The organism is Methylosinus sp. C49, from assembly GCF_009936375.1.
Lineage (GTDB): Bacteria > Pseudomonadota > Alphaproteobacteria > Rhizobiales > Beijerinckiaceae > Methylosinus.
In genome coordinates this window covers 290,203-314,266 of the sequence record NZ_AP022333.1, presented here as the reverse complement: position 1 = coordinate 314,266, position 24,064 = coordinate 290,203, and the positions used below count along the sequence as shown (strand labels likewise).

The 24,064-nt window shown below is 63.3% G+C and carries 11 protein-coding genes (1 of these 11 cut by a window edge); 9 read left to right on the top strand and 2 right to left on the bottom strand.

Annotation, left to right across the window (positions count from 1 at the left end; genetic code table 11):
- The first annotated feature begins 172 nt into the window (after nucleotides 1-172).
- Together GYH34_RS19430 and GYH34_RS19425 are read left to right on the top strand one after the other, a co-directional pair.
- A complete protein-coding gene (locus GYH34_RS19430) occupies nucleotides 173-850 on the top strand; it encodes a response regulator transcription factor (protein ID WP_161915257.1) in 678 nt (225 codons plus the stop codon).
- Nucleotides 847-2,223, top strand: coding sequence for a HAMP domain-containing sensor histidine kinase (locus GYH34_RS19425; protein ID WP_161915256.1), 1,377 nt, complete (start codon nucleotides 847-849; stop codon nucleotides 2,221-2,223). The genes GYH34_RS19430 and GYH34_RS19425 overlap by 4 nt, the downstream gene beginning before the upstream one ends.
- 177 nt (nucleotides 2,224-2,400) lie before the next feature.
- Here GYH34_RS19425 and GYH34_RS19420 read toward each other — a convergent pair whose 3' ends face one another.
- Entirely contained in the window at nucleotides 2,401-3,705 is a 1,305-nt protein-coding gene (locus GYH34_RS19420) for a lysine N(6)-hydroxylase/L-ornithine N(5)-oxygenase family protein (protein WP_161915284.1), read from the bottom strand.
- A gap of 43 nt (nucleotides 3,706-3,748) precedes the next feature.
- Complete coding sequence (locus tag GYH34_RS19415; RefSeq protein ID WP_161915255.1) at nucleotides 3,749-4,798, bottom strand: GNAT family N-acetyltransferase; 1,050 nt, start codon at nucleotides 4,796-4,798, stop codon at nucleotides 3,749-3,751.
- A gap of 189 nt (nucleotides 4,799-4,987) precedes the next feature.
- Here GYH34_RS19415 and GYH34_RS19410 point away from each other — a divergent pair, with 189 nt between their 5' ends.
- The 7 genes from GYH34_RS19410 to GYH34_RS19380 all read left to right on the top strand — a co-directional run.
- Nucleotides 4,988-5,218, top strand: a complete 231-nt coding sequence (locus tag GYH34_RS19410; RefSeq protein ID WP_161915254.1) for an MbtH family NRPS accessory protein — start codon at nucleotides 4,988-4,990, stop codon at nucleotides 5,216-5,218.
- Between the two features lie 5 nt (nucleotides 5,219-5,223).
- Complete coding sequence (locus tag GYH34_RS19405) at nucleotides 5,224-5,949, top strand: alpha/beta fold hydrolase (protein WP_161915253.1); 726 nt, start codon at nucleotides 5,224-5,226, stop codon at nucleotides 5,947-5,949.
- A gap of 21 nt (nucleotides 5,950-5,970) precedes the next feature.
- Entirely contained in the window at nucleotides 5,971-6,936 is a 966-nt protein-coding gene (locus GYH34_RS19400; protein ID WP_161915252.1) for a TauD/TfdA family dioxygenase, read from the top strand.
- 337 nt (nucleotides 6,937-7,273) lie between these two features.
- The gene (locus GYH34_RS19395) at nucleotides 7,274-7,939 is read left to right on the top strand and encodes a sigma-70 family RNA polymerase sigma factor (RefSeq protein WP_161915251.1); all 666 of its coding nucleotides are present in this window, start codon (nucleotides 7,274-7,276) and stop codon (nucleotides 7,937-7,939) included.
- 343 nt (nucleotides 7,940-8,282) lie between these two features.
- The gene (locus GYH34_RS19390) at nucleotides 8,283-9,974 is read left to right on the top strand and encodes a cyclic peptide export ABC transporter (RefSeq protein ID WP_161915250.1); all 1,692 of its coding nucleotides are present in this window, start codon (nucleotides 8,283-8,285) and stop codon (nucleotides 9,972-9,974) included.
- 65 nt (nucleotides 9,975-10,039) lie between these two features.
- Nucleotides 10,040-19,627, top strand: coding sequence for a non-ribosomal peptide synthetase (locus GYH34_RS19385; RefSeq protein ID WP_161915249.1), 9,588 nt, complete (start codon nucleotides 10,040-10,042; stop codon nucleotides 19,625-19,627).
- Nucleotides 19,624-24,064: the 5' portion of a non-ribosomal peptide synthetase gene (locus GYH34_RS19380; RefSeq protein WP_161915248.1), read on the top strand. Its footprint extends 2,096 nt past the window's final position; 4,441 of the gene's 6,537 nt are visible here — the first part of the coding sequence; it begins with the start codon at nucleotides 19,624-19,626; the stop codon falls past the right edge of the window. Before GYH34_RS19385 ends, GYH34_RS19380 begins: the two co-directional genes overlap by 4 nt.

Genomic DNA, 24,064 nt, shown 5'->3' with positions numbered 1-24,064 from the left:
GTCGAGAGCAGCCATGGTTACGCTCTCGAACCTTACACCGATCTGCCGAGCTGAAGGCTTCGGAAAGTTTCCAGACAGAACGCTCTCGGGTGGCGGAAGAAAAGCCGACGTTCTAGTTTGACGGAACTCGCTGGCTGCGAGGCTGCGCTCGCCAGCGGCCGGGTGTCACTCGATGCGAATTCTCATCGTCGAAGACGAAGTGGATATGGCCCACCTCATCTGTAAACGGCTGGGGAAAGCCGGCTATGCCTGCGACCATGTCGCTAATCTCGCAGATGCGCAGGAGGCGTTGCAACAATTTCCGTATCAATTGATGCTGCTCGACCGGCGATTGCCGGATGGCGATGGCGCGGAGGCCGTTCCTGTGATGCGCGCGTTGCGGCCGAGCGTGCGCATCATGATCGTGACTGCGCTCGATGCGCCTCGGGAGCGAGTGGAAGGCCTCGACGCCGGCGCCGACGACTATCTTGTCAAGCCCTTCGATGGAGAAGAGTTGATAGCGCGTGTGCGAGCGCGTTTGAGGTCGTCGAGCGGCGCGAAGGCGCCGCCGATCACGGCGGGAGCTTTGTCCTTCGATCCCACCGGCCAGCAATTTTGCGTCGCGGACAAGCCCATAAAGCTTCATAAGCGCGAGTTCGCGCTGCTCGAATCGCTCATGCGCCGCATCGACCGCGTGGTCGTGCGTTGCATTTTGATGGAGGACGTATACGGATTTGACGACATCGTGTCGCCGGGCGCTCTCGACACGCTCGTCTCGCGCTTGCGCAAGCGGCTCGAAAGCGCCGGCGCCGGCGTCCAGATTCATCTTGTGCGCGGGCGCGGCTATCTCTTGAGCGAAGCCGAGACATGAGCGCATTTCGCTCGGTCGCCGCGCGGCTGTCCGTCTATGTCGTGATCGCGCAAGTCGTCGGCTATATAGCGACGCATGTCTTCGTTCATATTTTTAGCGCGTTCGGAATCGTTCCCGGCGGACCGGAATTCTGGAATGATCCCGCTTTTCCCAATATCCACTCTCTGACGGCTGCGTCGGTGACGCGATTTCCTGACGGAATCCTGCGTCTCGATCCTACGCCCGAATTGCGCGCCTTTATCGAACGCACCCCGACGTTGCGCCTCGCTGTATTCGACCCGAAGACGATGTCGGAGTTGCCAGGGTCGTCGCCGGATCTCGTATCCCGCATCAAGAATAATGAGGGCGTTAGGCCGATCAGCCTATCGTATCGGCTCGAGGGCGATCAGGGGGGCGATCTCAAAGGCGCGATGGTGCTGTCCAACACGCGCCACGGAAGATTGGAGATCGCGACCTATGGCTATGTGTCCTCCTGGAGCGATCTGCCCTACTGGATGTATATGGCAGGAGCGGGGGACATCCAATATCATCTCTTCGAGATTCTCGTGGTCGCAATCATTGGATGGGTGACGTTGAAGCGGGGGCTCGCACCCTTGGATTCGCTTGTCAGACAAGCGGAGCTCATCGATTTGGTGTCGCTCGACCGGCGTCTATCGGTTCGCGGGGCGCCGTCCGAGATTCGGCCTCTCGTCGCCTCGATGAACGATGCGCTCGAACGCCTAGATGACGATGTGAAACGGCAACGTCGGTTCCTCGCCAACGCCGCGCATGAATTGCGCACGCCCGTGGCAATTCTCACCGAGCGACTCGACCATCCAGACGAGGTCGGCTTCGTCAGTGATCTGAAGCGCGACGCGCGGCGAATTCGCTCGATCGTGGAACAGCTTCTCGCCTCGGCGCGGCTGCGGAGCCGCAGGGACGTTTCCACGACGATCGATCTTGCCGAAGTCGCGCAGGCGGCTGTCGACGATCATGTGCTGCTGGCGCTCAAAAACAGACGTAATCTGGCTGCCGAAGTGACCCCGAAGCCGGTCGTCGTCGCGGGAGACAGGCAGGCGCTGGAAAGCATCATCGGTAATCTTATCGACAATGCGCTGCGCGCGGAACCGGAAGGGGGAACCGTGCTCGTGCGTGTCGGCGCCGACGCCACCGTCGCCGTGATCGATCATGGAGAGGGGGTCGCGGAATCGGATCGCAATCTGATCTTCGAACCATTCTGGCGCAAGACGGACGCGAAGCCCGGAGCCGGGCTCGGCCTCGCTATCGTCAAAGAACTGATGGAGGCGCATGACGGCCGCATTTCGCTCGAGGAGACGCCCGGCGGCGGCGCCACATTCAAATTGTTGTTCCAAACAATTCGAGCGCCGCGTTGACGCCGGTCCGCTGTCGCAAATCGATGGAGGCGGAGTGACGGGCTTCTGTTATGAATGACGGCGCCGAAGAGAGCGAGCCGGGCGGTGTCTGTCAGCGTTCCTCGAATTCGACGCCGTCGATCTATGAGCGGTCCCCGAACGCGTCGAACGAACGCGGACTTCTGTCCCCCATCCCGTTCAATAAACCTCGTCCGCTGTTGCGGCGTCGTCGCCCTCCGCGTCTTGCGAAGCGCATCGCAGCGCCTCCCGGACCGCCCACCCGATTTCGTCGGTCCGAATGGCGGTTATCGACAGCAGCGTGTCACTGAGCCCATGCGTCGCTTCGCAACATCCTTGAAGAAAGATCGATGGCCGGAAATCCGGCGACTTGACGATGCAATAATGCCGGTCGACCGCGAAGGGCCCGAGATGAGCGACGAGAGGACGCAAGAGCGCATTGTGCGATTCCCGTAAATAGCCCGTCGCGAGAACGACCGCGTCATAAGTCTGGGTTTCAATTTGGTTCGTATCGAGATTTGCGAGAGAGAGCCGAATGCCGTCCGCTTCGGCCGAAGCGTCCACAACGTCGTATCGTCGCAGGAAGCGATGCTTGTCGCCCTCAGCGACCTTTTGTCGGTAGAAGACGTCGTAGATTTGCTCGATCAGCGCGAGATCCGGCGCGGCGTAATTTGTGTTCATGAATTCGTCGATGAGCGCCGCGCGCTCATCGTCCGGCTGTTTGAACAGATGATCCGCATATTCTGGATTGAATATCTCGTTCACGAACGGGCTGTCGTCCGATGGCTTGATGGCGCGGGCCCGCATGATCAGATCGACGCCGACGCCTCGATTATGGAGATCCATGAAGACCTCGGCGGCGCTTTGGCCGGCGCCGATGACAGCCATCTTTCTCGGAGCCTTTTGGCGAGCGAGTTCGCTGAGGTAGCGGCTCGAATGAAACACACGCGGGTCTGCTCCGAGAGGCAGGAAGCGGTCGGGCACGTTTGGCGCGCCGCCGACGCCGACGACGAGGTTGCGCGTGAGGCGCTCGTGGAGCGCTCGATTGCGACCGCGCGAGCGGACGCGGAGCAAAGAAACCGCTCCGTCTCGCAGTTCTGGTAGCACATCGATAACTTCTTCTCCATATGTGCAAATGTTTTCGAAATGGGAGGCCGCCCAGGCGAGGTAGTCGTTGAACTCGAGCCTGCTGGGATAAAAAGTCTTCAGATTGATGAAGTCCTGCAGGCGCTTTTTTTCATGCAGATAGCGGAGGAAACTGAATGAGCTAGACGGATTTCGCAGCGTCACGAGATCTTTCAGGAAAGAAATCTGCATATGGGCATGGTCCAAGAGCATATTGGAGTGCCAGGAGAATTCCTTTTGTCGCTCGATGAACAGTGTGTCCAGCTCCGCTTGCCCTGCGTTGCTCTGCTCCTGCAAGGCGATCGCGAGCGCCAGATTGGAGGGGCCAAAGCCGATGCCGATGAGATCGTAAATACGCATGTGCATCCCCATGTGAGACAAGACAGACGAGAGTTCGCGACGCTCAAAGCCTTTCGCGGAAGAACGTTTCGCGCATCAGCGTGGCGAGCGTCGCGCGCTTGTGCGGAAAGTCGAATTCCTTGACGATCGCGTAGCCGCCCTTCACGAGATTTCCGATCATCTTGTGATTGTCCGAGCGCGGTTCGATCACGATGCGCTGCGTTCTGCGATCGTCCAGAAAGAGATAATGGGAGATCGACGGAAGCCAGGCCGTCACAAAGGGCTTTCCGCGGAATGACGGCTCGCCGATCAGCACGTGCCAGCCTCGATCGAAATCGTCGGCGTCGCAAAATGGCGCGATGCGGTCCTCCTTCGCCCAATAGATTTCGAAATAGCCAAAGGGGTCGTCATCGAAGCAGCCGACGACTCCGATGACATGCGGATCGGAAGAGATGGCGGCAAGATAGGCGCGGTGCTTGCCGACGTCGCCCGCCTCCTGCCAGAAGGCGTCGACGGCCGGGTCGTTCATCCATCGATGGAAGCGAGCGATGTCGCCCTCCGGATCGATGACTCTGAATGACAGCGTCGCTCTCAGCCACGGAATAGAGCGCGTATAGAGCAATCCATCCGGCTTCGGCTCGCGCAGCGGATGGCGCCGACCCTGCGTGAACGCGTAACGCAATGGAAGCGTCCGATTGCAGGCATTCCCTCGCCAATACTCCGAGCGTCGCCAGAACATGTCGCGGACAATGCAGATGCGCTCGGATTCGTCGCGCGCTGCGAGACCCGATTGGAGCAGGGCGTCGAAACTGCCCGCAGCGGGTTGCAAATCGAGACGACGCGCGTCGGGGCAGTGGAGAAACGACACCTCGAAAGCCACGGCCATTTCGTCGATCCCGAGCGTATCGACTGCATTTCCCCGGCATTCGAGCATTGCGCTCTCGCCGCGCCGCTGGAGCGACCAATGTGTCGTGCTTCCCGTCGAAAGATCGCGGACCATGAGATTTTCCGCGTCGTAAATCCATTCGAAGCGACGGCCGCCGGGCCGCTGCAAGGGGACGGCCGCCGCCCGCTCCAACTCGCGCTGCAATGTCGGCGCGCCGCTCATGGCCATCTACGCTCCCACGTGACATCCTTCTTTGACATGACGAACGAGAGCGGCAGTTGTTTAGCCGGCATTTTATTCGGTCGATAAAAATGGCCACGCCCTCTAAATCTGCGAGCCGCACGCGCGTCTATGATAGCGATCCCTATCGCTTTCCGACCATCGTGTCGGCGCGTCAACGGCAAAGGACGACGACCTATGAATTGCTTCGATCGCGAGGACACGAATTTTCGCGTCGTATTAAATCACGAAGAGCAGTATTCGATTTGGCCCGACTACAAGCCGATTCCAGAGGGATGGCGTGACGCCGGTGTCTCGGGCGACAAGAGGACTTGTCTTGCGCATATCGAAAGCGTCTGGACCGATATGCGCCCACTTTCCCTGCGCCGGTTCATGGAAGAACAAGCCGCATCCAGAACGGAGCGATAGGCGCCGTGCCGGAGCCTCTGACGCTTCTGTGTCTTCCCTGCGCGGGAGCGAGCACCACGATGTATCTTCGCTGGCGGCGCAGCCTGCCGGCATGGATCGTGTTGCACCCGGTCGAATTGCCGGGCCGCGGCCATCGGATCGCGGAGCCGGCCGCAGAACATTTCGAGCGATTGGTCGAGCGGCTCTGCGAGGAGCACTCCGCTTCGATGAGCGGGCGATACGCTTTGTTCGGCCATAGTATGGGCGCGCTCCTCGCCTACGGCATGGCTGTCCGTTCGTCGATCCTTTCGAGGGCTCTGCCGCTCGCGCTCCTGTTGTCGGCGACCGCTGCGCCGTCTCGACGGAACTTCGCGTGCTTCGCTGATGGACAAGACGATGCCTCGCTGATCGCCATTTTGCGCAAGCAGGGCGGGACGCCCGAGGAGGTTTTCGCCAATCCAGAACTGTTGCGGATGGTCTTGGATGTGCTCGGCAGCGATTATCGCCTCTGCAGCAGCTTTCAGGACATGAACTCGCCGCCCCTGTCGGCGCCGATCTATGTCTTTGCCGGCGATGAGGACGACATAGAGGCGGATCAGTTGGAGGCCTGGCGGCTGAGGACGAGCGGAGACTTTTCGCTGCAATGGTTCGATGGCGGACACTTCTTCATTCAGCGCCAAGAGGCGCAAGTCCTGTCGCGGATCCCGCAGCTTCTGCTCGAGGCTTCCCGCGCCTCTCCATCGCTCACCTGACTTTTTGCAAAGGGCAATAGGATGAACTCGCGAGAATGCGCGGTCGCTGTCGATTCGTCTCCCGCCGTCCTGATCGAGCCACGGCACGCGGGCGAAACCCTGCTCGCGGCTTGGCCGTGGCTGCGCGGCGAGATCGATTCCCTCCTGCCGACGGCAGGCGGAGTGCTGCTACGCGGATTCCAAGTGGAGTCGATCGACGTCTTTCAGCAATTCGCCGCCGCGTTCGGGCATCCACTCTTGGCCTATGAATTCGCCTCGACGCCGCGCGCCGCCGTGTCGTCCGGCATATATACCTCGACCGAATATCCGCCGCATCAGCATATCCCGCTGCATAACGAACAGGCCTATACGCGCGAATGGCCCATGAAGTTATGGTTTCACTGCGTGACGGCGCCTCTTGCCGGAGGTGAAACGCCCGTCGCCGATAGCCGGGCGATCTATCGGCGCATGCCGGCGTCCATTCGCGAACGCTTCGCCGACGGCGTCGTTTATGTGCGTAATTTCGGCCATTTCGATGTTCCGTGGCAGAAAGTCTTCAATACGAGCGCACCTTTGGAAGTCGAGCGCTATTGCGCCAGAGCCAGGATTGTCTGCGAGTGGCTGGACCACGGCGGCCTGAGAACGCGGCAGCTCTGCCAAGCCGTCGAGCGCCATCCGGCGACCGGCGAATTTGTATGGTTCAATCAAGCACATTTGTTTCATATTTCCAATTTGCAGACGGAGATTCGTGAGTCGCTGGTGGATCTGCTTGGTATCGAAAATGTGCCGCGCAATGCGTATTTCGCCGACGGTGGGCGGATCGAAGACCAGCTGTTGGATGACGTGCGCGCGATCCTCGCAGAACAGACGCACAGTTTTCCCTGGCGCGAGGGCGACGTGATGATGCTCGACAATATGTTGACGGCGCATGGACGAACGCCGTTCGAAGGGCCGCGCAAAGTCGTCGTCGCAATGGCCGAGCATCATGACAACTACGCGAGATTCTGAACATGTGAATTGATATTCCTCCCAACTCCACGATCGCCGCCAGCTTCTATCCAGCTCGAAACGGAAGCTTCTGGCCAGTCTCCATTCGATGTCCGCAGCGCTCGAAAATCTGAAGGGGCGCATCATCGCGGCTCCCGTTGAGAATTGTTCCTTTTTGAAAGTTAGGAAAGGCTATTTTGTCCGTTCCAACTCGCGGCTATGCTCGTTCGTCAATAGCGTAGATCGCTCGCCTCTGGATCTCCGAGTTCGAGGTCGAAAGGACGAGTAGCGGAACGCTGGCTGCTTCCGTCAGCAATGCCTGTTTCGGCGATCCTCGTACGTTTCAAGGAGTTTTTCAGTGCCGGAGAACGAGGCTGCGCAGCGGGCCCTTCTGCTGAAGATCGTCATCAGCAAGCGTGCTGGATTAGTAGAGCACGCGGCCAGGATATTGCGCAATCGGCAGCATGCCGAGGACATCGTGCAGGATGTGATCGTGAAGATTTGCGAAAATACCTGCAATGATGTCCAGTCGCCACACAGCTATCTTTTTCGGATGGTGCGCAATATGGCGATCGACAGCATGCGCCAAACGATACGGGAGCGTCGCGTCATAGGGGACGAAGATGAGATGTGCGACGTAGCGGCGGCAGGCGTTTGTCCTCTCGAAAGACTGCTCGAAAGCGAGGCGTTGGAGGCGATCGCCGACGCGTTGCACAAATCGCCGCGCAGGACGCGCGAGGTCTTTTTGGAGCATCGCGTCGGAGGCGCGACGCAAAAAATGATCGCACAGCGAATTGGCGTCTCTCCGACGCTCGTCAATTTTATGATTCGCGACGCGGAGGCGATTTGTCAGGAAGCCATAGAGATCGAGCGGCCGAGGCCGCCTCGTAAGAAGAGGGGACGGCGGCGTGGAGAATGCGTGACATGCAACGGCGATACGGTAGGCGCATGTTCAACGCTGTCGTCGGCGGCCACGCCGAACCTTCCCGGGGCGCGCGGCCCAGCCCCCACAGCCTTCCGCTGATGAAGGCGGCGACGACGCACCAAAGTACAGACAGACTGGCGAAGTCACAGCCCTGGGCTTGGCTCCGAAGCGCATGATTTTGCGAGCCGACGCCTATTGCCGGTGACAGGGGCTCCTCGCAGACGTGACTTGCAGTAAATCGAATCCGACGGACCGAAGCTCAACCGGCTTTGTCGCGCTGCGCGAGACGATCGGCGCGTCTCGAGCTCGGCGTCGGCTTTGTCCGGCGCTGCTGGCGGCGGCTCGGAGTCGGGCTGTGGGCTCGATGAATTTCGTCGAGGGGTTAAATTGTTGCGGCGCCAGCGCGTCCTATTCGACGTAGAGGAACGTTGGAAGCCGCATCATGCTTTGGAAATTGGTCGGAGAGTTCCGCCTGCTTTTGATTGCTTCGGTCATCGCGAGCATTATCGCAGGTCTTGGGAATGTCGCTTTGATTGCATCGATCAACGCCGCGCTGACGAGGAGCGTGACGCATTCGACGATCCTGATCGAATTCGCGCTTGCTGCGATGACGGCGGTCGCGGGACGCACTGCATCCGGCGTTTTATTCCACCGCTTGAGCCAAGGCGTTCTCGCGAAGCTGCGTCTTCATATCGCCGCTCATATTCTCGCCGCCGATTATCGTGACATCGAGGAGACGGGAGCGGCGAAGATCAATTCGGCGTTGACGGACGACAGCAACCAAATATCCGTGCTCTTTGTCAGTCTCCCGGCGGTGCTGACCAATATGGTGATCGTCGCCGGATGTCTCGCTTATCTCGCATTTCTGTCGTGGCCCATTTTTCTGTTGGCCTTGACGGCGATCGCCATCGGCGCATTCGGGTATCACGGCCTTCATCTGCGCGCCCTGAAGGAGCTCAGAGCAGCGTCGGAATCGCAAGTTCGACTGTTCGATCATTTCGGCGCGATCGTCGAGGGCGCAAAGGAGCTCAAGCTCAACGCCGCCAAGCGCGGCATTCTCGTGAATGATCTCCTCGGCCGGGCGGTCAGCGATGTCCGTCGGAAGCGGGTCGCGGGCCTTTCCTGGTTCTGTTTGTCGGGCGGCTTCGGAAGCTTTCTCATTTTCGCATTCATCGGCGTCGTGCTGTTCGCGTTGACCGGCGACGCGCCCGAGCAGATCGGCATAGCCACGAGCTTCACGCTGTTGTTTCTCTATATGGTGACGCCGCTCGAAGTGCTGCTCAACAATATTCCGCAGATCAATCTCGCCCGTATCGCCGCTCAGCGCGTCGAGCAGCTTCTGTCGCTCCTGCCGGTCGTCCACACCGACGCGGCGGCGCGAACGCCGATCGACTATGAAAACGGCGTCCAGACGCTCGTTCTGCGCGACGTCGCCTACGCCTATCGCGATCGCGACAGCGGCGAGGGTTTTACCGTAGGCCCGTTCGATCTCTCTTTCGCGCGCGGCGAGCTCGTCTTTCTGGTGGGAGGGAATGGCAGCGGCAAGACCACCTTGGCGAAGATTCTCACCGGCCTTTATGTTCCGACCAAAGGCGACATCCTTGTGAACGGCGTGCCGGTCGACCACCGCAATCGCGAAGATTATCGACGCTTCTTTGCGGCGATATTCTTCGATTTCTATCTGTTCGAGTCGCTGATCGGCGTCGACGGACGGAACGTCGACGAACGCGGCAACAGGCTGGTCGAGCAGTTCGACCTCCAGCAGAAGGTCTTCGTCTCCGCAGGAGCATTTTCGACGCGATCCTTGTCGCAAGGACAGCGCAAGCGCCTGGCGCTCATCGCAATGCTGCTCGAGGACCGGCCATTCCTCGTCTTCGACGAATGGGCTGCGGATCAGGACCCGCTCCATCGGGACGTTTTCTATCGCGAGATTTTGCCGGATCTGAAACGCCTGGGCAAGATCGTCCTCGTTATCTCGCATGACGACCGGTACTTCCATCTGGCCGATCGCGTGCTGAAGATGCGCGACGGGCGGATCGAGGCGGACGGCGTCGACAGGCGGGGACCAGAGTCGTCGGCCGCGACCGTTTCGGGGGAGCTCCGTCGGCCCGTCGCGGAACCCGTTTTCGATTGAACCAAAAGATCAGCGACGCGTCTGTTCGCGGAACGGCGCACAGACGATCGGTCGGGAGTATGTCGATGCAGGCGCCATGGGATTCGCAGGACACGATCGCCGCGATATTGCACAGACGCGCGGAGCAATCTCCCGAACAAGTCGCCTTGCGCTTTCTCGGCGACCGGGACGGCTCCGAGAAGGTCTTCACCTATCGGGCGCTGCATGAGCGCGCCCTGTCAATCGCCGCAGGTCTGCAGGCGAAGGTCTCTCCCGGCGAGCGGGCGCTGCTGCTGCTGCCGAGCGGGCTCGACTATGTGGCGGCCTTTTTCGGCTGTCTATACGCAGGTGTCATCGCGACGCCGGCCTATCCGCCCCAGTCTCTGGGGGCGCGCCATATGGGCCGGCTGCTCGCCATCGCGAAAGATGCGCGGCCTCGCTTGCTGCTGACCCGAGAGTCCGGGCGCGAAGCGGCTACGGCGTTGCGAGCGGCGTTGCCGGATCCGGATCGCGTGGAGGTGGTCGCGGTCGACAGACTCGAAGGAGTTGTCGGGCGATGGATCGCGCCGCCGCTCGGACGGGACGACATCGCCTTCCTGCAATATACGTCGGGATCGACGGCGGCGCCGAAGGGCGTGATAGTCAGCCACGGCAATATATTGGCCAATGAGGCGGCGATCTCGCGTGGCTTCGGACTGCAGCCGACCGACGTCTGGATCAGCTGGCTGCCGCTGTTTCACGATATGGGATTGATCGGCTGTCTTCTACAGCCGATCTACAGCGGCGCGGCGCTCGTGCTGATGTCGCCGCGCAGCTTCATCGAGCGGCCTCTACGCTGGCTCGAAGCCATCTCGTCATTTGGGGCAACCGTCAGCGGCGGACCTGATTTTGCGTTCCGTCTCTGCGTCGAAAGAATTGCCGCGCCATTGCCGGCGACGCTCGATTTGAGCCGATGGCGCGTTGCATTTTGCGGATCGGAGCCAATCCGGCCCGGCACCTTTCACGCCTTTTCCGAGACGTTTTCGGCGGCGGGCTTTTCCGCGCATTCGTTTCATCCTTGTTACGGCCTCGCCGAGTCGACGCTATTCGTGACGGCGAAGCGGCCGGGCGCGAAGGTTGCCGCCGCGACCTTCGACGCTGGCGACATAAGCGGCGATGATCCGGCGTCGCGGGGCCTCACACTGATCTCCTGCGGCGAGGGCTGCGAGGAAAGCGACATTCGTGTCGTCGATCCGGCGATGGAGACAGACGCGGGCCCCGATTCGATTGGCGAGGTCTGGGTCAGCGGCGCCAGCGTCGCGCGGGGCTATTGGCAAAACCAGCAAGCGACCGGTGAGACCTTTGTCGAGAGGGCAGGCAAACGATATCTGCGCACCGGAGATCTCGCGTTTCGCAGGGACGGACAAATTTTCATCGCCGGCAGGCTCAAGGATCTCATCATCATCCGCGGTCAAAACCTCCATCCGCAGGACATCGAGCTGACGATCGAGGAGGAGCTCGAAGCCGCTCGCCGAGGCCGGGTCGCCGCCTTTCCGGTCGAGGTGAATGGGACGGAAGGAATAGGTGTCGCCGTCGAAATCGGCAAACGCACGCAAAAGCTCATCGATCCGGAAAAGGTGGCGCAGGCGATCCACGCACTCCTGACCGAGGTCTATCAGGAAGGCGCATCGCTGATACTTCTCGTAAATCCGGGGGCTCTTCCAATGACGTCGAGCGGCAAGCTGCAGCGCTCCGCTTGTCTGCCGCTCTTCGAGAATGGATCGTTGGACGCCTTTTTCGCCTGGCGGCGAGGCGAGCCCGAAGGCGCCGAGCGGCAGGGACGCAGCGTCTCTTCTGTCGGGCAAACGACGACGGAGACCAAAACGGCGGAATGGCTGGCTGCGGTCTGGAGTGAGTTGTTCGATCGCGAAATCGATGCGCGAGACGCTCATTTCTTCGAGCTCGGCGGCAATTCGCTGCTCGCCGCGCAATTGACGGCGCGCGTCGCCGACCAATGGCGCGTCGCCGTCGAGCCAAGTCTTCTCTTCGAAAAGCCGAGCTTTGCGGCATTCGCCTCCGCCATCGCACGCCTTCGTGATGAAATGGCGGCCCGCGACATCGAAAGCGCCGGGGAGGGCGCAGACGCATTTCACATCGTCGCGGTCGGCGATCACAATCCCCCTCTGTCGTTCGCACAGAGCCGCCTCTGGTTCCTCTGGCGGTTGGAGCCGGACAGCGCCGCCTATAATCTTCCCCTGACGATGAGACTACGGGGCTGTTTGCGGATCGGGCCGCTGTCCCAGGCTTTCTGTGCGCTCCGCCAAAGACACGAGATTTTACGGACGCGCTTCAGGGAATGCGACGGCGCGACGATCCAGGTGATCGACGAGGCCGGCGAGATCGATGTCGCGGTGGAAGACATAAGCGATATGGCGCCCGGCGAGCGCGAGGCGCGGGCGCAGGCGATCGCGGCGGCGGAGGCCGGCCAGCCGTTCGATTTGGAAAATGGTCCGTCGTTCCGCGTCAAATTGGTTCGGTTGGCGGACGATGATCATCTGCTGTTGGTGACCGCGCACCACATCGTCGCCGACGGCTGGTCGCTGACGATCTTTCTGCGGGAGCTCGCTGCGCTCTATGCAGGCTTCAGCCGCGGAGAGGAGGCCGCGCTACAGCCGCCGAGCATCCAATACGGCGATTACGCTCTGTGGCAGAGGCGTTGGCTCGGAGCCGACGAAGCGGACCGACAACTCGCCTATTGGCGCGAACGCCTCGGCGACGCGCATCCTCCGCTGACGCCCGCTTTCGATCGGCCGCGTCCCGCCGCGCGGAGCGGCCGCGGCGCGACCGTCGACATCCGCGTGCATGCCGCTCTCGCGACGCGCCTCAGGGAGTTGGCCAGGGCGCGTGACGTCACGCTGTTCATGGTCCTACTGGCGGCATTTTACATTCTGCTCCGGCGTCGCACCGGCGAGAGAGATCTGCGCGTCGGCTCGCCCTTCGCAAATCGTCGTCGTACCGAAACCGAAGGCCTGATCGGCTTTTTCGTCAATACGCTGGTGTTGCGCCACCAAGTCGATGACCGAATTCCTTTCGCGGCGCTGCTGGCCGAGGTGAAGGACGCCGTCTCGGGCGCCCACGCCAATCAGGACCTGCCGTTCGAAAGGCTGGTCGAGATTTTGCGGCCCGAACGCACGCTCGCGCATAATCCGCTGTTCCAGGTGAAGTTCAATTATGGCTTCGCCGCCCCCTCGCTCGTCGATTTTGGCGGCTTACGCATCGAGAGCTTCGCCATGGCGCCGGCCGGCGCGCATTTCGATCTCGCTCTGGACGTGATGGATGCGGGAGACGAAATCGAGGGCTTCTTTACTTATGCCACGGATGTGTTCGACGCCGACACCATCCACGAATGGAAGCGCGATTTCCTCGACCTGCTCGAGTCGGCCGTCCACACGCCCGAAGCAAGGCTGCGCGATCTGTCGCCGCGTCCGGCGACCCGCAGATCGGGAGCGGCGCATGTATTCGACTCGAGCGATGTCCTCGCTTTGCGCCGGCGCAATCTCCCCGCCGACATCGACGGTCTCGCTCTGTGCGGCGGCTCGCGCGATTATTCCCATCGCCAGTTGGAAGAAGCGTCGAACCGGCTCGCCCATTGCCTCGCCTCGCATGGAGTCGGTCGCGAGGATCGCGTGGCGCTAGTCGTGGAACGTTCTCCGGAATGGGTCGTCGGCCTGCTCGGAATTCTAAAATCGGGCGCAGCCTATGTTCCGCTCGATCCTGCTGCGCCCGACGCGCGTCTTCGCGCGCTCATCGCGGAGTGCGGCGCATCGGCTGTCGTCAGCCGCGGCGCCGCGCTGGCTCGCCTCGCGGCCGATCCCGGCCGCGCGCCTCAGGTCGAATTCATCGCTCTGGAAGACGAGACATTGGCGTTGTTCGACGCCGAGCCGCCGCAAGTCGACATCCCGCCGGGGCAGGCCGCCTATGTGATCTACACATCCGGCTCCACCGGGAGGCCCAAGGGCGTCGTCGTCAGCCATGGCGCGCTCGCCGATTATGTCCAGGGCCTGTTGCAGCAAGTGCGGATTCCGCCCGATGCGGGCATGGCGATGGTGTCGAGCGTCGCGGCCGATCTCGGCCATACGGCGCTGTTCGGCGCCCTGTGCTCCGGCCGGTTGCTCGATCTGCCGGGGCCGGATGTCGTCGCCGATGCGGATCTCTGCGCGGCGCATCTGGCGAGCCGCCGGATCGGCGTTCTCAAGATCGTCCCCGGCCATCTGCGGGCGCTGTTGCAGGCCGCCGAACCGCACAGCGTGCTGCCGGAGCATGTCCTGATCCTCGGCGGCGAGACGGCCGATCGGGATCTGGCGGAAACCGTGCGTGAGCTGAAGCCCGGCTGCCGCATCGTCAATCACTACGGCCCGACCGAGACGACGGTCGGCGTGCTGACGCATGAGATCGAGGCGCCGCTCGCGGGCGGCGGCTCCATTCCCATCGGACGGCCTTTGCCCAACGCCCATGTCGCTGTCCTGGACGATGAGCTGGCCGATACGCCGTGCAATGCGCCCGGCGATCTCTATGTCGGCGGCGAGGGATTGGCGCGCGGCTATCTCGGGCAGCCGGGACTGACGGCGGAGCGATTCATTCCCGATCCCACTGGACGCGGGGAGCGTCTCTATCGCACGGGCGACCGCGTCAAATACGACCGCATGGGAAGAATAGAGTTTCTCGGCCGTGCGGACGAGCAGTTCAAGATTCGCGGCTATCGCGTCGAGCCGGCGGAAATCGTCGAGGCCCTGAGAGCGCTCGACGGGGTCGAGGACGCCGCGGTCGTCGCCGATGGCGACGGTCTCGACAGACGCCTCGTCGCTTATTATGTCGCGACGGAGCGAAGGGCGATCGACGGCGCCGCGCTGCGTGCAGCGCTCGAACGCGTCCTGCCGAACTATATGATTCCCGCCTGTTTCACGCAGCTCGCGAGCTTGCCGCTGACAGCCAACGGCAAGCTCGACCGCCGCGCGCTTCCCGCGCCGCAGGTCGCCGGCCGAAACGTCGTCGCGCCCGCGAACGAAACGGAAGAACTGCTCGTTCGCATCTGGCGAGAGGTTCTGCGGTCGGAGACGATCGGCGTCACGGATAATTTCTTCGAGATCGGCGGCGATTCCATCCGCAGCCTGCAGGTTATCGCGCGCGCGCGCAAACACGGATTGCGGCTGACGCCGAAGGCCATGTTCGAGCGCCAGACGATCAGGGCGTTGGCCTCGGCGCGCCAGGCCGACGCGTCATCGAATTTGGAGCCTGCGCCGCCGCGCGCCGATCGCAGCCGGCCGTTGCCGCTCTCGCATGCGCAGAGGCGCCTGCGCTTCCTCTGGGAGATGGAGCCGGACAATCCGGTCTACAATGTCGCTGGCGCGCTGCGGCTCGACGGCGAACTCGATATCGACGCTCTGAACCGGGCCTTCAGTGCGCTCATGGCCCGGCACGAGACGCTTCGGACATCCTTTCCCGCGCTCGGCGGCGACTATGTCCAGAAAATCGCGTCCAATTCTCTGCCGCCGATCGCCGCTGCAAAACTGAGCGCGTCGTCGCCTCGTGAACGGCGCCTCGAGGCGCAGGCGCGGATCGCCTGCGAGGCGCGCCGTCCCTTCGATCTCGAACATGGCCCGGTGCTGCGCGTCGCGCTGCTGCAGATCGACGAGCGCGAACATGCGCTGCTCGTCGCCATGCATCATATCGTTTCCGACGGCTGGTCGCTGAACGTGCTGATGAACGAGTTCGCGACGCTCTATTCGAGCTATGTGCGCGGATCGGAGCCGGGTCTGCCGACGCTGCCCATTCAATATGCGGATTACGCCGTCTGGCAGCGTGAATGGCTCGCCGCTGGCGCCGGCGCCCGCCAACTCGACTATTGGAGAGAGCGGCTCGCCGCGGCGCAGGCGCCGCTTCCGCTCCCCCTCGACCGCCCGCGCCCGCAAAAGCAGAGCTACCGCGGCGCCAATCTCGACTTCCCCATGCCGCATGCGCTGGCCGCCGAGCTCCGGCGCTTCGCGCAGGCGCGCTCAGTCACCTTGTCCACATTGCTGCTGACCGCGTTCGCGACGCTGCTCTGTCGCTACAGTGGGGTGCGCGATCTCTGCGTCGGCCTGCCCGTCGCGAACCGCCGCTGGACCGAAATCGAAGGGTTGATCGGCTTTTTCGTCAACATGCTGGTGATCCGCGTCGACCTCGAAGGCGCGCCGAGCTTCGATGATCTGCTGCAGCGCGTTTCGGCCCGCGTCGTCGAGGCGCAGACCAATCAGGACGTGCCGTTCGAGCAGGTGGTCGAGGCGCTCAATCCGGAACGCACGCTCGCGCATAATCCACTGTTTCAGGTGACCTACAATCATCGCCGGCGCGATTACGCGCCGCTGCGCAATCTCGCCGGCCTCGATGCGCAGGAGCCGCGCTCTGACGCCCCGATTACGCAATTCGACTTGACGCTGGATGTGGAGGAAAGCGGCGACGCGCTGCGCACTTCCTTTACGTATAGCGTCGACCTATTCGATCCGCCGACGATCGCCCGCATGGCCGAGCATTTCGTCGCGCTGCTGCGCGACGCGCTCGCCGACCCGACGAAATCGATCGGCGCGGTGAGCCTCGGCATGAACGCGACGGCGGCGACCGACGCCGCGCGAGCGCTCGCCGCAGGCGGACCCCGTCTCCATGAACTGATCGAGGAGCAGGTCGCGGCGACGCCCACAGCCATCGCCGTCGAGAGCGATGCCGGAGCGTGGAGCTATGCCGAACTGAACGCGCGGGCCAATCGCCTCGCCCGACGGCTGCGCGATCTCGGCGTCGGCCCGGATGTGCTGGTCGGAGTCTATCTCGATCGCGCGCCCGTCATGACGGCGGCCCTGCTCGCGATTCTCAAAGCCGGCGGCGCCTATCTCCCTCTTTCCCCCGATTACCCGCCAAAACGCATCCGCTTCATGCTGGAGGACGCCAAGCCGCGCGTCCTGCTTACCGAAACACGCCTGCTCACCGAACTCGGCGCGTGCGACGCGAGAACCTGGTGTCACGATCGCGATGAAGGCGAGCTCGACGATTACGCGGACGGGAATCTCTTCGTTAGCGTCAGTCCCGACAATATCGCCTATTGCATCTACACCTCGGGATCGACGGGGCGCCCGAAGGGCGTCGCCGTCAGTCACGCAGCCATCGTCAATCATATGGAGTGGATGCGCCAGACCTTCGCCATCGACGCAAATGATCGGATTCTGCAGAAGACGCCTTTCAGCTTCGACGCGTCGGTCTGGGAGTTCTGGCTGCCGCTGATGATCGGCGCCCGATGCGTATCGGCCTCGGCGGAAGCCGGCCGCGACCCGGCCGAGCTGTGGCGGCAGGTTGCGCAGCATCGCATTACGGTTCTGCAATGCGTGCCGTCGTTCCTGCGGGCTCTGATGGAGTCCGATACGCAGGCGCTACGCCGTCTGCGTTATCTGTTCTGCGGCGGCGAAGCCTTGCCGCCGGCGCTCGTCGATACGGCGTTGCGGAATTGGGATGGCGAGTTCTGGAACCTCTACGGTCCGACCGAAGCGGCCATCGACTCGACCGCGTGTCGGTGCCGCATGGGCGCGGGCCCCACGACGCCGATCGGCGCGCCGATCGCCAACGCCGCCATTCATATTCTCGACGATGAGCTCAATGCGGTTCCGGCCGGAGTGGTCGGCGAAATTCATATCGGCGGCGCGGGCCTGGCGCGCGGCTATCTGCATCGCCCGCAATTGACCGCCGAACGTTTCGTGCCAGACCCCGCGGCGGGCGGCGGCGCCCGTCTCTATCGCACTGGCGATCTCGCCCGGCTGCGGCCCGACGGGCTCATCGAATATGTCGGGCGCCTCGACCAGCAGGTGAAGCTGCGCGGGTTCCGGATCGAATTGGAGGAGATCGCCGCCGCTCTCTGCGCGATGGACGGCGTGCGCGACGCCGTCGTGACGGCGCGCGACGATGCGGCCGACGAGCTGCGGCTCGTCGGCTATGTCGTCCCCGATACGGACAAATTGAAGGAGCTGCATCGCCGCGATCAAGCCGACGAGGCGATCCGGCAATGGGAGAGTGTGTTCGAGACGGCCTATGATGCCTCCGGGCAGGGCCCGAATTTCACCGGTTGGAACAGCAGCTATGACGATCAGCCCATTCCAGTGGCGCATATGCGGGAGTGGCTCGACGCGACAGTAGCGCGCATCGCCGACCTGCGGCCACGCCGAATGCTCGAGATCGGCTGCGGCGTCGGGCTGTTGACGCAGCATCTCGCACCATCCTGCGAGGCCTATGTCGGAACGGACCTGTCGGCGCGCGCCATCGCCGAACTCGCCGCATGGATCGAGCAGCGGCCAGATCTGGCGCATGTGAGGCTCATGCAAGGCGAGGCGCTGCAATTCGACGCTATGGCTAGAGAATCCTTCGACACCGTGGTGCTGAATTCCGTCGTCCAATATTTTCCCGACGGCGATTATCTGATGAATGTGCTTCGCGCCGCATCCACCGTCATCGGCGACGGCGCCATTTTCATCGGCGACGTGCGTCATCTTGCGCTCCTGCCGACTTTCCATGCATCCGTGCAATTCGCGCGCGCCCCCGGCAAGCTCGACATCCGCCAATTGCGGGGACGGATCGACAAGGCGATCGCCCAGGACAAGGAGCTCGTTTTCGATCCGGCGTTCTTCCACGCGGCCGCCGGCCAGCTCGGCCTAAAAGCGAGGATCGACATCAAGCGGGCGCGAAGCGACAATGAACTCACCCGTTATCGCTATGACGTCGTCTTGCGCTGCGATCTCGTCGCGGCGCCGGCGGCGCGCATGGAATGGCTCGACGAAGACGGCGCGCTGGCGGCGCTGGACGCGCGGCTCGCGGCCGAGCGTGCGCATGGCCTGACCGTGAGCAACGTCCCCAATCGCCGTCTCGCCCGCGATGTCGCCTTGGTCGATCTGCTGCAGGCGAGCGACGGCGCCGCCACCGTCGCGGATATTCATGCGTCGCTCGACGGGCTGACCGAGACCGGCGAAGACCCGGAGAGCTTCTGGCGGCTCGGCGCCGCGCATGGGCTGGACGTTTCGATCGGCTGGACGCCCGGCGCGCGGCGCGGAGCCTTCGACGTCGAATTCAGAAATCCCGCCAGCGAGACCCGCGGGCCGCGCGCGCCGGCGGCGCTCGCCGACTGGCGGCCCTATGTGACCGACCCGCTCTGCGCGACGCTGCGCCGGCGCCTCGGCGCGAGGCTGCGCGACGAACTCGGCGCCGTCCTGCCCGACTATATGACGCCGGCCCATATCATCACGCTCAACGCCATGCCGCTCGCCGCCAATGGCAAGCTGGACCGCAGGGCGCTGCCGGCACCAGATGTCGCCGACATGCAGAAGCGCTATGTCGCGCCGCGTAACGATCACGAAGCGAGGCTTGCCGCTATTTGGCAGGACGTGCTGCAAATCGGGCGGATCGGAGTTCACGACAATTTCTTCGAGCTCGGAGGCCATTCACTGCTGGCCACCCAGGTCGTCTCGCGAGTGCGCGCCGATTGCAACGTCGTCCTGCCGCTGCGCAGCCTGTTCGAAAGCCCGACCGTCGCCGAACTGGCAGAGGCGGTCGAGCGATTGTCGGCAAATTCGCCCGCGTCCGAAAACATCGATCGGTTCGAAGCCTTGTTCGACCAGCTGGGGGTATGATGACGACGGAAGACCGGATGCTCGCGCTGGCGCGACGCTTCGCCCAGGCCGAACCCGACATGCGGCGCGAGCTGCTGCGGAAAATGGCCGCGAGCGCGATCGATTTTTCGCTGCTGCCCATTCCGCCGCTCTCGATCGGCGACCGTCCGGCGCTCGCCTCCTATGCGCAGCGCCGGCTGTTCTTTCTTTGGCGGCTAGAGCCGGAGAGCAGCGCCTACAATCTGCACGCGGCCCTGCATCTCGAAGGCGCGCTCGACGACGACGCCTTGCGCGGCGCCTGCGACAGGCTGCTGAAGCGCCATGCCGCCTTGCGCACGACATTCCGTTACGCCGGTGAAGAAGTCTATCAAATCGTCGAGTCCGGCGAGGCTCTCTGCGTCGCGACGGAAGATTTGCGCGCGCTGCCGCCTGAGACGCGGGAGGCGCGCGCGCAAAACCTGGCGGAAATCGAAGCGCGTCGGCCTTTCGATCTCGAGCAGGGTCCATTGCTGCGCGTCGTTCTGCTGCGGCTCGGCGACGGCGATTATCGGCTTCTGTTCACTCTTCATCACATCGTCTGCGACGGCTGGTCGATGGACCTCGTCATTCGCGACTTTGCCGCTCTCTACGTGGGCCTGCACAGGACAGAGGAGCCGCAACTCGCCTCATCGCCCATCCAATACGCCGATTACGCCCTGTGGCAGCGCAATTGGCTAGAGGCTGGCGGGCTCGAGCCGCAGCTGCAGTATTGGACGCAAAAGCTCGGCGGCGATCGTCCGCCGCTCGAGCTTCCCTATGATCGGCGGCGCCCCAAGACACAGAGCTTTCGCGGCGCGCGCCATGCGTTCGATCTCGACGCCGCCATCAGCGCGGATATTCGCGAGGCCGCGCAGCGCCATAATGCGACGCCATTCATGTTTCTTCTGGCCGTCTTCTACGCGCTGCTCTACCGCGTGACCGGTGAGGGCGACGTGGCGGTCGGCGTGCCGATCGCCAATCGCAATAGGGCGGAAGTCGAGAATGTCGTCGGCTTCTTCGTCAACACGCAGGTCCTGCGCCTGACCACGGACGGCGATCTCAGCTTCGCGGAGCTCCTTCGGCGCGTCCGCGTGACGGCGCTCGAAGCTCAGACCAATCAGGATCTGCCGTTCGACAAGCTCGTCGAGACGATCAATCCAACCCGCAACCTCGCCCATAATCCGCTGTTCCAGGTCAAATACAACTTCCAGAACTGGACCTACGACGCGCTGCACGAGCTGCCGGGTTTACGGCTGAAGGCGGTCGCTCCGGGCGAAAGCGGCGCCCATTTCGATTTCAGCCTCGATATCCTCGACAAGGGCTCGCTGTTCGGCGTCAGCGTCGCCTATGCGACCGACCTCTTCGACGTCGCCACGATCGAAAGACTGGTGAAGGGATGGCGGAGCCTGCTGCGCAGCGCGATCGCCGATCCGACATGCGCCGTCGGCCGGTTGCCGTGGATCGATGCAGACGAGCGTGCGGAGCTTCAACGTTGGAGCGCCAATCCGGCGCCGTTTCCGGCGACATCCGTGCTCTCGCTCTTTCGCCTCGCGGCCGCCGCGCATGCCGATGCGACGGCGCTGCGCAGCGAAGCCGAAACGCTGAACTATGGCGCGCTGGACGCACGCTCCAACCGGCTCGCGCGGTGGCTCATCGAGCAGGGCGCGGCGCGCGAGACGCCGATCGCGATCTGCATGGAGCGTAAGGCCGAGATGGTCGTGGCGCTGCTCGCCATATTGAAAGCCGGAGCGATCTATGTGCCGCTCGATCCGAAAACCCCGGCGGAGCGCTCGAACAAAATCATCGCGGATTGCAACCCGCTGATGATTCTGTGTGAGAGCGGCTCGGCGCAGACGCTGCAAAGCGCGTGGCGCGCGCCGCTCGAGGCGCTCGACCTTTCCGCTTACAGCGCCGAGCCCCTGTCGATCGACATCGAGCCGGCTCAGGCGGCCTATATCGTCTATACGTCGGGCACGACCGGCTCACCGAAGGGCGTCGTGATCGGCCACGCCGCGCTGGCGAATTATGTTCAAGGCGTGCTGTGCGCACTGCGGTTGCCGCCGCGCGCCAGCATGGCGATGGTCTCCACCATCGCCGCCGACCTCGGGCACACGGTTCTGTTCGGCGCTCTCTGCTCGGGCGGCGCATTGCATCTCGTCGACGAGGCGCGATGCTTCGACCCGGACGCTTTCGCCGATTATATCGAGCGACACGAAATCGACGTCCTCAAAATCGTGCCGAGCCATTTCGCTGCGCTTCTCCATGCCTCCGAGCCGAAGCGCGCATTGCCGCGACGAACCTTGATTCTCGGCGGCGAGGCGACGCCCTGGTCTCTCATCGAGACGTTGCGGCGCCTCGATCCTCCCTGCCGCATCGTCAATCATTACGGGCCGAGCGAAACGACTGTCGGCGCTCTCGCCGGGGTGGTCGAGCCGCGCGGGGATTGCCGCGCGGCGCCGCTCGGGCGTCCGCTTCCCAACATCCGCGCTTATGTTCTGGACGAATGGATGGAGCCGGCGCCGGCGGGCGTTCCCGGCGAAATATATTTGGGCGGCGCCGGGCTGGCGCGCGGCTATTGGCGGCAAGCCGCGCTGACCGCTGAACGCTTCGTTCCGGACCCGTTCGGCGGCGATGGCGGACGCTTGTACCGGACCGGCGACCGTGCCCGTTATCTTCTGGACGGCGTCGTTGAATTCCTGGGGCGCGCCGATCAACAGATCAAGATACGCGGCTATCGCGTGGAGCCGGGAGAGATCGAGCAGGCGCTGCGCGCGCAGCCGGATGTCGACAATGCTGTCGTCGTCGTCCATCGCGCCGAGAGCGCAGACGAAGAAGCGCATGCGCAACTGATCGCCTATTGCACGCCGCGCGCCGGCGCGACTCTCGCGATCGACGACATTCGCGCCAATTTGGCGGGGAGCCTGCCGGACTACATGCTGCCGGCGGCGGTGATCGAGCTCGCCTTTCTGCCGCTCACGCCGAATGGCAAGCTCGATCGGCGGGCGCTTCCGCCGCCCGTCGCGGCGCCGATCCGCGCCCATACGGCGCCGCGCACGCCACTGGAGACGAGCATCGCCGACGTTTGGAGGTCCGTTCTGAGACGTGAACGCGTCAGCGTCCACGACAATTTCTTCGAACTCGGCGGCGATTCCATTCTCAGCCTGCAGATCATCGCGCGCGCGAAGAAGCAGGGGATCCGCATCAAGCCGAAGGATATTTTCGAGCATCAGACGATCGCCGAGCTCGGCCGCGTCGCCGAGCGGATCGAACCGGCCGGCGCCGCGAACGGTCACGTAGCGTCCGCCCGCGCTCGGCTCGGCGGTCTCTCGCCGCTCGAGCTCGATCGGCTGCCGGCGCGCCCGGACGAGATCGCCGACGTCTATCCGCTGACACCCATGCAGCAGGGCATGCTGTTTCACAGTTTGATGGATCCGGCGGGAGGCGTGCATATCAACCAGAGAACCTGCACGATCGAAGGCCCGTTCGACGTCGCGGCGTTCCGCGGGGCCTGGAACCGGGCGATCGCCGCGCACGATATTCTCCGCACGCTGTTCGTGTTCGAAGGGCTCGATACGCACCTTCAGGTCGTGATGCGCGAAGCGGAAATGCCGTTCGAGCGGCATGACTGGCGATCCGTTCCGCAGAGCGAGGCGGAAAACAGGCTCCTCGAATTTCTGCGGCGCGACCGTGCGCGTGGGTTCGATCTGCGACATGCGCCGCTGATGCGCGTCGCGCTGATCGACATTGCGGGCGAGCGCCGATATGTGGTGTGGACGCTGCATCATCTGCTGCTCGACGGCTGGAGTTCGGCGCGCCTGCTCGACGAGGCGTTCGCGGACTATCTCGCGCAAACGCAAGGTTTGCCGGCGCCGGCCGTTCGGTCGCAGAGCTTCGGCCGCTATGTCGAATGGCTCGGCGGTCAGGACCGCGGGGAAGCGGAGAGCTTCTGGCGCGAGGGCCTCAGCGGCCTGGAGGGGCCGACGCTGCTCGCCGAGCAGGTCGCGCCCGCGCAGCGAAGGGACGGCCATGGGAGCCTCATTCGCGAACTGCCGAGCGATTTCGGCGCGCTCTTACGCGGCTTCGCGCAGACGCAGCATGTGACGTTGAATACTGTGCTGCAGGGCGCTCTCGCCTTGCAGCTCGCTCGCTACGCGCGAACCGACGACGTCGTCTTCGGCGCCGTGGTCTCCGGCCGCAACGCGCCGGTCGACGGCGTCGAAACGATGATCGGCATGATGATCAACGCGCTCCCGGTCCGGGTGCAGGTCCAGCCGACGAGCGCGCTCGGCCCCTGGCTGCGCAAAATTCAGGACCACAATCTCGCGCTGCGCAACTATGAATATTCGCCGCTGAGCGACGTGCAGGCGTGCAGCGGATTCCCCCATGGAGCCCCGCTTTTCGACGTCTTGCTCATCACGCAGAACTATCCGGTCGACCCCG